The 11191-nt window shown below is 71.3% G+C and carries 11 protein-coding genes; 9 read left to right on the top strand and 2 right to left on the bottom strand.

What is annotated here, in order from left to right:
- Nucleotides 1-397 precede the first annotated feature (397 nt).
- The 9 genes from D7V88_RS33050 to D7V88_RS33010 all read left to right on the top strand — a co-directional run bounded on the left by D7V88_RS33050 (nucleotide 398) and on the right by D7V88_RS33010 (nucleotide 9920).
- Complete coding sequence (locus D7V88_RS33050; protein ID WP_120544603.1) at nucleotides 398-2899, top strand: ATP-binding protein; 2502 nt, start codon at nucleotides 398-400, stop codon at nucleotides 2897-2899.
- 201 nt (nucleotides 2900-3100) lie between these two features.
- Nucleotides 3101-4867 carry a tetratricopeptide repeat protein gene (locus D7V88_RS33045; protein ID WP_120544602.1) on the top strand — a complete coding sequence of 589 codons (1767 nt, stop codon included), beginning with the start codon at nucleotides 3101-3103 and terminating at the stop codon, nucleotides 4865-4867.
- Between the two features lie 13 nt (nucleotides 4868-4880).
- On the top strand, nucleotides 4881-5720 hold the full coding sequence (locus D7V88_RS33040; RefSeq protein ID WP_120544600.1) for an alpha/beta hydrolase: 840 nt from the start codon (nucleotides 4881-4883) through the stop codon (nucleotides 5718-5720).
- 54 nt (nucleotides 5721-5774) lie between these two features.
- A complete protein-coding gene (bacN, locus tag D7V88_RS33035) occupies nucleotides 5775-6116 on the top strand; it encodes a bactofilin BacN (RefSeq protein WP_120537550.1) in 342 nt (113 codons plus the stop codon).
- 63 nt (nucleotides 6117-6179) lie between these two features.
- Nucleotides 6180-6503 carry a bactofilin family protein gene (locus tag D7V88_RS33030; RefSeq protein WP_120537551.1) on the top strand — a complete coding sequence of 108 codons (324 nt, stop codon included), beginning with the start codon at nucleotides 6180-6182 and terminating at the stop codon, nucleotides 6501-6503.
- Between the two features lie 3 nt (nucleotides 6504-6506).
- Entirely contained in the window at nucleotides 6507-7232 is a 726-nt protein-coding gene (locus tag D7V88_RS33025) for a bactofilin family protein (RefSeq protein ID WP_120544599.1), read from the top strand.
- A gap of 343 nt (nucleotides 7233-7575) precedes the next feature.
- The gene (locus D7V88_RS33020) at nucleotides 7576-8724 is read left to right on the top strand and encodes a ParB/RepB/Spo0J family partition protein (RefSeq protein ID WP_244238522.1); all 1149 of its coding nucleotides are present in this window, start codon (nucleotides 7576-7578) and stop codon (nucleotides 8722-8724) included.
- A 3-nt stretch (nucleotides 8725-8727) separates the two neighbouring features.
- Entirely contained in the window at nucleotides 8728-9294 is a 567-nt protein-coding gene (gene pyrE / locus D7V88_RS33015; protein ID WP_120544597.1) for an orotate phosphoribosyltransferase, read from the top strand.
- Entirely contained in the window at nucleotides 9291-9920 is a 630-nt protein-coding gene (locus D7V88_RS33010; protein ID WP_120544596.1) for a hypothetical protein, read from the top strand. Before pyrE ends, D7V88_RS33010 begins: the two co-directional genes overlap by 4 nt.
- Nucleotides 9921-9939: 19 nt before the next feature.
- Here the strand turns inward: D7V88_RS33010 and D7V88_RS33005 are convergent, their stop codons facing one another.
- Nucleotides 9940-10542, bottom strand: coding sequence for an LOG family protein (locus D7V88_RS33005; RefSeq protein ID WP_120544595.1), 603 nt, complete (start codon nucleotides 10540-10542; stop codon nucleotides 9940-9942).
- A 1-nt stretch (nucleotide 10543) separates the two neighbouring features.
- Nucleotides 10544-11191, bottom strand: a 648-nt coding sequence (locus tag D7V88_RS33000) for a rhomboid family intramembrane serine protease (RefSeq protein ID WP_372241140.1), incomplete at its 5' end; no start/stop codon positions are given.

Genomic DNA, 11191 nt, shown 5'->3' with positions numbered 1-11191 from the left:
CGCCGGTTGCTCGCCAGGGCCCAACCCGCCGGGTCCTCCCTGCCTGCCACCACTGCTTTCGAGGGAGCACGACAGGGCGGTGGGGGAAGAAAGTCACAGCCATGGCGTTCCGGTGGGGGCCCGACTTCTGTTCTCCGAGCAGAGGTGGCCCCGATATTTCGAGGTCATCCGAACGTCACGCGCGCGCGGAATCCGGGGCGTTGACGCCGGGCCGGGGTATACGTCGCGCCCCTTCTCTCACCCCTCTCCCTTGGGAGAGTCCCGTCCATCTGCTGGCTCACGGACGGGTTAGACGGCATGATCCAGAATCGACCATGACCCCTTACGCACCCAACGGGCTTTCGCAGTGTCGTTCCCTGTCTGGGCGGGGCGGAGGCGTGCCGTGAGGATCGAGATGTTGGCGTCGGAGCAGCGGGGACGGGTGCTGGTGCTGGCGGCGAAGGCCGCGGGCGACGCGTTGGTGGAGCGCCTGACGGCGAGCGGCTACCAGTGCGGCACCACCGAACGGGAGAGTGGGCTGGCGGAGATGGTGGACCAGCTCCAGCCAGAGGTGGTCCTCCTGTCGGTGACGGCCAAGCGGGCGGCCGAGCTGCTGGAGACCGTCCGCAAGGTGGACAAACTGAACCGGCTGCCGGTGCTGGTGGACCAGGGCCGCGCGCGCTCCGCGGAGGCCTTCAAGCGCCTGGCGGTGGATGACTTCGTGCGCGGCGCGGACGAACTGGTGCCCCGGCTGGAGTCGGCCCTGCGCGCCTGGCGTCTGAAGGAGCGCGAGGAGCGCATCCGCCTGCGCATGGGGATGCTGCTGGAGATCACCCAGGCGGCCACCAGCTCGCTGGAGCTGGAGGAGATCCTCCGCATCGCGGTGGAGAAGGTGGGCCAGGTCACCGGCACGGACCGTTGTTCGGTGGTGCTGGTGGAGGGCAGCCACGCGCGCACGGCCACGGTCGTCGCGACGCAGGAGGACCCGAGCCTCGTCCAACTGGACATCGAGGTGGCGCGCTATCCGGAGCTGCGCCGCGCGCTGGAGACGCGGCAGCCGGTGCTGATTGAAGAGGCGCAGCGCGATCCGCTGATGGCGGAGGTGCGCACGTCGCTGTTGCCCCAGGGCGTGAAGTCCATCCTGGTGCAGCCGCTCATCTGTCAGGACGACCTCTTGGGCGCGCTCTTCCTGCGCGTGTCGCGGGGGGATGCGTCCATCGGTCGCGACGAGCAGGAGTTCGCGCAGGCGGTGGCGGGCGTGCTCGCCAACTCCATCCGCAACGCGCGCCTGCACACGGCGGTGAAGAAGAAGCGCGAGGACCTGGAGCTGGCGTATGTGGAGCGCTACCGCGAGCTCAACGACGCGAACCGCCGGCTGAAGGAATTGAACCGCCTCAAGGATGAGATCATCGCGGTGTGCAGCCACGACCTGCGCGCGCCCCTCCAGGTGCTGCTGGGCCATGGTCGGCTGCTGCTCGAAGGCCCGCTGGAGACGCAGCAGAAGCAGTCCGCGGAGGCGATGATCCGCCAGGGCCGGAAGATCCTCACCCTGGTCGAGTCCCTGCTGGAGAAGGGCAAGGGCGAAGCGGCGCGGCTGTCCATCGAGCCGCGCGTGCTGGACGTGGCGCAGTTGTGCCGCGACGCGGTGGGGGAGCTGGAGATCCTCGCGGCGGAGAAGGCCGTGGCGCTGCGCTCCGAGTGCCCCGACAGCCTGATGCTGATTGGCGACGAGGTGAAGCTGCACGAGGTGCTGCAGAACCTCATCAGCAACGCCATCCAGCACGCGAGCGACACGCGCGGCGAGGTGGTGGTGCGCACGCAGCGGCTGTCGCGGCCGGACGGCGACGCGGTGCGGGTGATGGTGAGCGACAACGGGGTGGGCATCCCCCCGGACGAGCTGCACCTCGTGTTCGATCGCTACCGCCACGGGCCCAAGGGCACGGGGCTGGGGCTGGCCATCTGCAAGGAGTTCGTGGAGCTGCACGGCGGCGAAATCTGGGCGGAGAGCCCGGCCGACGGCGGCTGCACCTTCGTCTTCACGCTGCCGCTGGCGCAGGAGGCCGCGCGCAACCCCCGGCCGCAGCCCGCGCCCGGCGCCGCGCCCGAGCAGCCTCGCGTGCTGGTGGTGGAGGACGAGCCGGAGATCGCCGCGGTGCTGTCGGAGGTGCTGCGCTCGAAGTACCGCGTGGAGGTGGCGCGCGACGGCGCGGAGGGCCTGGCGAAGGCCCGCGCGTCCCGGCCGGACCTGGTGGTGATGGACGTGTTCCTGCCCAAGCTGGACGGGTTGGACGCGGCCATGGCGCTCAAGTCCTCGTCGGACACGGCGCACATCCCCGTCATCCTGCTGTCCGCCCACCAGGGCGTGGCCGACAAGGTCCGCGCGCTCAACCTGGGCGCGGTGGACTACATGGCCAAGCCGTTCAACGCGGTGGAGCTGCTCAACCGCACCGAACGGGCCCTCAAGCTGCGCCAGGGTGAGAAGGAACAGCAGGACAAGTCGACCCCGCTCCAGAGGCGCACCGGCAGCGATCCCGCGACGGGGCTGCACGACCGGCGCGGCCTGCTGTTGCGGCTGGAGCAGGAGGTCGCCCGCAGCCGGCGCTACCACCGCTCGCTCACGCTGGCGGTGCTCCGGCCGGACCGCAACCTGGAAGCGCTGCCCTCCAACATGGCGGACGTGATGCGCAAGCGGGTGCGACACCCGGATGCCATTGCCCACCTGGGGCAGGGCGTCTTCGCGGTGGTGCTGCCCGAGTGCAACGCGGACGCCGCGCGCACGGTCATCAACCGGCTGATGCCGGACGTGGAGAAGGTGACCTCCATCGAATACCGCGCCGCCCTGGCGGACGTCAGCCAGGACAGCGACCCGGTGGAGAAGCTGCTGGAGAAGCTGGGCGCTCCGCCGCCCGAGGCCCTCTAGTTCCGGTCGCGCCCCCCTGACCGCGGGAAAAAGGGGGCGCGCCGCGCTACACTCGGCGTCCGCGTGCGCAAGCTCCCGTTCCTCAGCCGTGCCGCCGTGCTGTGCCTCGCCCTGGTCGCCGGGGGCGCGGGGGCCGCTCCGCCCCCGCAGGCGAAGGCTCCGGCCAGGAAGGCCCCGGCCCCCCACATCGACCGCGAGGCGATGCGCGAGGCGATGGACTCCGCCGCGCAGGACGACCCCGCCGCGTCGTCCGCCAGCTACGCGCACTACCTGCAGTCGCGCCTGCTGCACCTGGAGGGCAACCACCGGGGCGCGGTGGACGAGCTGCGGCTGGCGCTCGCCACCGATGATGGCAACCCGCGCCTGCTCACCCAACTGGGTGAGGAGTACGCGCGCCTGGGGGATCTGGAGCGCGCCGAGCGCGAGCTGCGCCGGGCGGTGGAGAAGGCCCCCACGTACTACCCCGCGCACGTGCTCCTGGGCCGGGTGCTGATGGAGTCCGGCCGCCTCTCTCGCGCCCGCCAGCACCTGCGCCGCGCGATGACGCTGCGCCCACGCGACCCGGAGGCGTACCTGGTGTTGTCGCAGCTCCACCTGGACGCGAAGGCGCCGGATGAGGCGGTGAAGGTGGTGGAGGCGCTCGCGCACGCGCTGCCCGGGGAGGCCTCCGGTTACCGGCGGCTGGGGCTGGCGCTGGCCGAACGCGGAGACACGGCCCGCGCCGAGCGGCTGCTCACGAAGGCCGCCGAGCGGGACCCGGGGGACGTGGAGGTGTGGTCCACGCTCGCCCGCATGTACGAGGACGCGGGGCGGGCGAAGGAGGCGGAGGACGCGCTCGCACGCGCGCTGGAGGCGGATCCGGACAGCCGCGAGGTGCTGTTGTCGGCGGGCCGCGCCGCGCTCAAGGGCGGTTCGGTGACGCGGGCCCGGGCGTACTTCGACCGGCTGCTGTCGCTGTCGTCCTCCCCAGAGCTGGCGGTGCGGGTGGCCTTCAGCTACCTGTCCGCGCACCAGTCCTCCGCCGCGGAGGCCGTGCTGGCCGCCGCCCGGAAGGACGCGCCGGACGAGCCCCGGCTGGCGTACTACTCAGGCCTCGTCGCCGAGCGGATGCGCCGCTTCTCCACCGCCGCCACGGCCTTCGCCGACGTGCCCGCCAACTCGGAGGTGTTCCTCGACGCCCGGGTGCGGCGGGCCCGCTGCCTGTCGCTGGCGGGAGAGCACGCCCGGGCGCTGGTGCTCTACCGCGCCGCCGTGAAGGAGACGCCGGAGGACCTGGAGCTGCGCGTCGCCTACGCCCGGGCGCTGGAGCGCGGCGGTTCACCCGCGAAGGCGGAAGGCGTGCTGCGCGAGGCCCTGGGAGGGGAGGGCGCGGCGATGGCCTACGAGGCGCTGGCCTCCCTGCTGGAGCGCCAGGGCCGCCCCGCGGATGCGCTCACGCTCTTGCGCGACGCCGTCGCCCGTTCGCCCCGGGATCAGGACCTGCTCTTCTCGCTGGGCGCCGCGCTGGAGCGCCAGGGGGACGTGGCCGGGGCGCTGTCGCGGATGCGGACGGTGCTGGTGGTGGCGCCGGAGCACTCGGCGGCGATGAACTTCATCGGCTACCTGCTCGCGCAGCACGGCCGGGACCTGGACGAGGCGGAGCGGCTGGTGCGGCGCGCGCTGGCGCTGCGGCCCGACAGCGCGGCGTACGTGGACTCGCTGGGTTGGGTCTATTTCCAGCGCGGCGAGGCACGCAAGGCGGTGGAGCTGCTGGAGCGCGCGGTGGAACTGGCCCCCGACGAGCCCGCCATCCTGGAGCACCTGGGGGATGCCTACCTCAAGGCCGCCCGCGCCACGGATGCCGCCGCGTCCTGGAAGCGCGCGCTGGACGTGCTCACCCTGGAGCCGGAGGCCGCCGAACCCGCCGGCCAGCGCACGGCGTTGGAGCGCAAGTTGAAGGCGCTACCCTCGCCAGCGCCGGGCCGCTAAGGTCCTGGCACCCATGGCCCGCCACGACGAAGGTTTCTTCACCGGCAAGGACAACACCCGGCTGTTCTGGACGCTGGACCTGCCGGACGCGGGAACTCCGCGCGCGCATGTCGCCATTGTCCACGGCTACGGCGACCACATCGGCCGCTACCGGCCCGTCATCGACGCGCTGGTGCAGGACGGCTTCGCGGTGCACGGCTTCGACTACCGGGGCCACGGCCGCGCCGACGGACGCCGCGCCTACGCCAGCAAGTGGCCTGAATTCCTCGACGACCTGGACGGCTTCTGGCAGCGCGTTCGCGCCGCCGCCGGCACCCAGAAGATCTTCCTGCTGGGCCACAGCCACGGCGGCCTGATGGCGGTGCACGCGCTGGCCAAGGGGATGGAGGGCCTCACCGGCGCCATCCTCTCCGCGCCCTACCTCAAGCTGGCCATCACCCCGCCCGCGGCGAAGGTCCTCGCCGCCCGCATGGTGGGCTCGGTGATTCCGTGGATGCATGTCAGCTCCGGCCTGACCCCGGACATGCTCAGCACCGACCCGGACATCCAGAAGGCGGTCGGCGAGGACCCGCTGTACATCACCTTCGCCACGCCGCGCTGGTTCGTGGAGTCCACGGCGGCCCAGGCCCAGGCGCTGCTCCTGGCGCCGAAGATTCAAGTGCCGCTGTTCGTGCTGTGCGGACAGGACGACGGGGTGGCGCTTCCCGCGACGGCGCGGGCCTTCTTCGAGGCGGCGGGGACGGCGGACAAGAAGTTCAAGGAGTACCCCGGCATGCGGCACGAACCGCTCAACGAACGGGATCGCTCGACGGTGTTCCAGGACATCTCCGGCTGGATCTCCGCGCATCTCTGACATAATCAGGTCGCCCCGCTCCCATACGGAGCAGGCGCTGGCGAGGATCACCTCATGGCACAGGGTGAAACGGGCATCATTGGCAAGGGCATCGTCATCAGGGGCAACCTCACGGGCGGAGGAGACCTGGTCATCGAAGGACGCGTGGAAGGGCAGATCGCCCTGAAGAACCACCTGACCATCGAGGGCACCGGCAAGGTGCAGGCGGACATCCGCGCCGAGGAACTGACCATCAACGGTGAGGCGAGCGGCAACATCGACGCGTCGACCCGTGTGGCCATCAATGCCTCGGCGAAGGTTGCGGGCGACATCAAGGCCCCGCGCGTCGTCATCGAGGATGGGGCCGTGTTCAACGGCTCCATCGAGATGGACGTGAAGTTGCCGGACGACATCTAGCATCCACCGGGGTTCGTCCCACGGACCCCCCAGGCGCAAGCTTCGAGAAGGCGGACAACACTCATGGCGAATACGGTCATTGGTTCGAGCATCGTCATCGACGGGGAGATTTCCGGTGACGAGGTCCTGGTCATCCAGGGCACCGTGAAGGGGAAGATCTCCCTCAAGGAGAGCCTCTACGTGGAGGGCTCCGGCGTCGTCGAGGCGGACATCGACACGCAGAACGTGGAGATCGCCGGCCGGGTGACGGGCAACATCGTCGCCAGCGACAAGGTGGAGCTCAAGACGGACTGCCGCGTGGTGGGCGACATCAAGGCCCCGCGAATCCTCATCGCCGACGGTGCCTCCTTCAAGGGCAACGTCGACATGGACATGAAGGAGCGCTGATCCGTGGCCACCGCCAAGGAGCTCGCAGACAATGCCGTGGACAACACCGTGGTGGGGCCTTCCATCCTCATCAGCGGTCGTCTCACGGGTGACGAGGACCTCACGGTCCGCGGGCGCGTCGAGGGTGAACTGACCCTCAGCCGCACCCTCATCGTGGAGCCCTCGGGCGTGGTGAAGGCCAACGTGGCGGTGAAGAACGCCATCGTCAGCGGCGTGGTGGTGGGCAACATCAACGCCACCGAAAGCGTGGAGCTGACCCGCGAAGGCCGCATGGTGGGCGACATCCGCGCCCCCCGCGTCATCATCGTGGACGGCGCCAGCTTCCGCGGTCGCGTGGACATGGGCGACGTGGAGCCGGGCCGTCTGCCGGCCGAGCGCCCCACCGTCGCGCGTCCCCAGGCCGTCACGCGTCCCACGGTGCGGCCCGGCGCCACGCCGCCGCGCCCCCCGACGCCTCCGTCGGCGCCCCCGCGCGCTCCGACCCCGCCGCCGCCTCCAGCGCGTCCCGCGCCCACGAGCACGGCGCCGGCCACGGTGGTGTCCCGGCCGTCGGCTCCGGCCAGCAAGCCGCTGCCTCCGCCGCCGCCCGCGACGCCCACGTTCACCCCGCGCGCACCCGAGCCGCCGCGCCCGCCTCCCACTGAGCAGGCGAGCAGTGCTACAAGGCCCATGTCTCCCGTGGTGGCGGCTGGCGCGAAGAAGAAGGTCGTGGTGAAGAAGTCCCGTTAGAGCCCGCCCACCGCGCCGTCGTTTCCGGCGGCGCGTGGGTGGAACAACCGGGGGTGCCACCATGGACGCCGAGCACAGGGCCGAGGGACAGGAAGGAATGCCGGGCACGCCTGGGGAGAACGCGACGCCGTCCCAGCAGGAGGGCGCGTCCGAAGCGTCTCCGCCGGAGTCTGGCGAGGGCGTGGCAGGGACCTCGCACGCGCAGGGCGCGGGTGGGGAAGTGACTTCGGAAGGCGCCTCTCAGGCGGGAGCGGGTGGCGACGCCGTGAGTGGAGCGCAAGCGGAATCAAGCAGTGGAGCGGGTGACGCCTCCGAGGCCCCGGTGGATGCCGGCGCTGGCCCCGTGGACGCATCCTCCGGTGGTGCCGACGCGGGCAATGCCGATGCGTCGTCCACGACGGGCTCCGACGCAGGCGCGGCGTCCGGGACGGACGTCGATGCAGGTGCTTCATCCGGAACCGGCGGCGATGCGAACGCGGCGTCCGCGACGAACCCCGATGCAGGTGCGGCATCCGGAACGGGCAGCGAGCCGGGCGGTGCATTCGCGACGGATTCCGGGTCCGGCGTGGCCTCTGGAGCGGGTGTTGACGCGGGTGGAACGACCGAAGCCGCAACGGGCTCCGAGTCCTCCACCGAGAACGCGGGCCCGGGCCGCTACGTCGAGCTGCCGTCGGGCGGTGACGCGACGCAAGGCCCCGCCGAGTCGCAGGACGAGCCGCGCTCCGGCCCCGTGTCGGGCGTGGACGCCGCGCTCTTGAGCGCCGGCATCTGGGACGTCGCGAGCCGCGCGAGCCAGGAAGAAGCGCCCGGCCCGGATGGCGGCGCGGAAGAAGACGTGGCGACCCCGGACAAGGCGCCCCTCGCGGAGGACGTGGAGCCCCGCGTGATGGGACAGGTGACGGCGATGGTGTTGCCGCTGGAGCGACTGGAGGAGGACACCACCTTCCGTCTGCGGGACGAAGGCGACGTGTCCGAGCTGGCCACGGACCTGGCGCGACTGGGGCAGTTGTTCCCGGTGGACGTACGCCCGCGCGGCGACGAGCGCTATCAGCTCATCTGCGGCTTCCGGCGCGTGGCGGCGCTCAGGTTCCTCAAGCGCGACCAGGTGCAGGTCCGCGTGCACGAGGAGCTGTCCGACGAGGACGCGCTGCTGCTGTCCCTGGCGGAGGCCATCCACGCCTCGCCGGTGGAGCACGACACGCTGGCGGCCAAGCGGGACTCGCTGGAGGCCGAAGGCCGGCTGACGGCGCCGGTGCGCGACATGCTGGAGAAGGCGCTCGCCACCGAGGATTCGCTGGCGCCCGAGGGCGTGGAAGAGGAGATCGACGCGGATGAGCTGGCGGCGGACGTCGCGCAGCGCATGGGCGCCCTCAACCAGGACCTGTCGCTTTTGGCGGACGTGTTCTCCTCGCTGGATGAATCCCGGCGCGCGGAGTTGCTGATGCAGGTCCGCTACTCGGCGGAGCTGGTGAAGTACCTGGAGGGTCTGTAGGCCATGGCGGAACCGCTCAGTCGCGACCGCGCCCGGCTCCTGGAGGTGCTCACCCAGCGCTCCTTCGAGCGGCGGCGCGTGGTGCTCTCCTCCGGCAAGGAGTCGGACTTCTACATCGACTGCAAGCGCACGGCGCTGCTCGCCGAGGGCCACTACCTCGTCGGCCGGCTGCTGCTGGAGGCCATCCGGCGCGACGCTCCGTCGGCGGTGGCCGCGGGTGGGCTGACGCTCGGCGCGGATCCGCTCGCGTCGGCGGTGAGCCTCACCAGCTTCCTGGAGGGCACGCCGCTGCACGCCTTCATCGTGCGCAAGGAGCCCAAGGGCCACGGCACCGGCCAGTGGATTGAAGGCCTGTCCGCGCTGGGCCCCGGTGCGCCGGTGGCCATCGTGGAGGACGTGGTGACGACGGGCGCGTCCACGCTCAAGGCGATCGAGCGGGCGAAGCTGGAGGGCCTGACGGTGCTGGGCGCCTTCGCGCTGGTGGACCGGCTGGAGGGGGGACGCGAGGCCGTGGAGGCTTCCGGCCACCGCCTCACCACGTTGTTCACGCGCAAGGACTTCATCCCGTGAGAAGGTTGCTGTTGGCCGTGGTGCTGCTGGGCGTGTTCGGCGGTTGCGCCAACGCGCCCCCCTTCGTCGGGGAGCCCGCGCCCACGCTGGATAATCCGAAGGAGGAGGCCGCGTACCTGGCGGCGCTGGACCGGTACTCGGACCGCAAGGAGATCTACGACGGCTTCGACACGCGCGTCTTCGCGGGGGCCACGCTGCAGTCGCCCGCCTTCCGCGCCGCCCGCGTCCGCCGCCGCGCGCTCTTCCAGGTGCTGCCCGCGGCGAAGGTGGAGGCCCTGCTCGCCGAGGAGCAGGCCGAGGCCGCGAAGTTCCACGAGTTCTTCCTGGGCGTGCATGTCAACGACATGCGCTACGACGACTTCGCCAACCGCAACAGCATCTGGCGGCTGGCCCTGGTGACGCCCGCGGGAGAAGTGACCCCTGTGGAGGTCCGTCGCATCGGCCGCGCCGACCTCAACGTGCGCGCCTACTACCCGTACACCACGCTCTTCTGGGTGGGCTACCGCGTCCGCTTCCCGCGCACTTTCACCGAAGGCCAGCCCGTCATCCCCGAAGGCACCGAACAGGTGACGCTGCGCGTGGCCTCGTCGCTGGGGCAGGCGGAACTCAAGGTGCACGCGCGCTGAAGCCCGCGGCCGGCGGCCCTCAAGTCTGCTGGCCGTCCTTGAGCCACTTCGACGTCACCGGCATCGTGGGCCCCGCGAGCAGGCGGTCCAACAGCGCGTCCGGCGAAGGGCTCACCGCGAAGGGCATCGCCTGTGTTTCCGGCACGAAGCCCGCTTCCACCATGCGCTGAACCAGCGCGAGCAGCGGCTGGAAGAAGCCGTCCACGTCCAACAGTCCCATGGGCTTGCGGTGCAGCCCCAACTGGGCCCAGGTGACGATCTCGAACAGCTCGTCCAGGGTGCCGAAGCCGCCGGGCAGGGCGATGAAGGCGTCCGCGCGCTCGGCCATCAGCGCCTTGCGCGCGTGCATGGAGTCCACCCGGTGCATCTCCGTCAGGCGCGGGTGGCCCAGCTCCTTCGCGTCCATGAAGTGGGGCAGCACGCCCACGGCCTTGCCGCCGCCCGCGAGCACCGCGTCCGCCACCGCGCCCATCAGCCCCACGCTGGCGCCGCCGTAGACGAGCGTCAGCCCCCGCCGGGCCAGCGCCGCACCCAGCTTCGTGGCCGCGTCGCGGTACTCGGCGCGCACGCCGGAGCGGGAGCCACAGAAGATGCAGACGCTGCGCACGTTCGCTTCGGCCATGTCAGAAACCTCCGTGCCGTTCCGGGTGGGAGGCGACCAGGGCCAGGGCCGCGGCGATGAACAGCAGCACGGGGATGGCGCGCGCGTAGAACTTCCGGCCCTGGCGCAGGGCCATGCCGCACGGCAGTCCGAAGAGGAACCCGCCCAGGTGTCCCGCCCAGCTCACGCCGGGCAGCAGGCTGATGACGGCCACCTGCACCAGCCAGAAGTACAGGTCCTTGCGGCCCTGCTGCGTGGCGATGGGCAGCATCGCGCCGCCCCAGCCGAGGATCATCCCGGAGGCGCCCACCGTCTGGACGTTGAAGTTGAAGAAGAGCGCGAACGCGGAGCCGCCCAGCGCGGTGACGAGCGACAGCGCCAGGAAGCGCAGGCTGCCGATGCCGCGCTCCAGCGTCTGGCCCATCGTGAAGACGACGGACATGTTGAAGAACAGGTGCAGCGCGTTGCCGTGCTCGAACACCATGCCCAACAGGCGCCAGTACTCGCCGTCCCGCACCGCCGGGCCGAAGAGGGCCAGCGGCTTCAACACCCCCACCACCGTCCCGTCCGGAGCCACCAGCGTTTGCCCCAGCGAGCGGCCCAGGAAGAACATGGCCACCGCGCCGGCCATCAGCGCGTAGCAGACGTAGGGGCGGGGCAGGGCGACCTG

Origin of the sequence: Corallococcus terminator, from assembly GCF_003611635.1 — a bacterium.
Classification (GTDB): Bacteria; Myxococcota; Myxococcia; order Myxococcales; family Myxococcaceae; genus Corallococcus; species Corallococcus terminator.
The sequence above is the reverse complement of the archived record's forward strand: the minus strand, read 5'-3'. Positions and strand labels throughout refer to the sequence as shown.

Bases quoted from the DNA above. Each gene is read 5' to 3' on its own strand.
- D7V88_RS33045 (WP_120544602.1), top strand. From the start codon at position 3,101: ATGCGCGAGGCGATGGACTCCGCCGCGCAGGACGACCCCGCCGCGTCG.
- pyrE (WP_120544597.1), top strand. From the start codon at position 8,728: ATGGCGGAACCGCTCAGTCGCGACCGCGCCCGGCTCCTGGAGGTGCTC.
- bacN (WP_120537550.1), top strand. From the start codon at position 5,775: ATGGCACAGGGTGAAACGGGCATCATTGGCAAGGGCATCGTCATCAGG.
- D7V88_RS33030 (WP_120537551.1), top strand. From the start codon at position 6,180: ATGGCGAATACGGTCATTGGTTCGAGCATCGTCATCGACGGGGAGATT.
- D7V88_RS33005 (WP_120544595.1), bottom strand. From the start codon at position 10,542: ATGGCCGAAGCGAACGTGCGCAGCGTCTGCATCTTCTGTGGCTCCCGC.
- D7V88_RS33040 (WP_120544600.1), top strand. From the start codon at position 4,881: ATGGCCCGCCACGACGAAGGTTTCTTCACCGGCAAGGACAACACCCGG.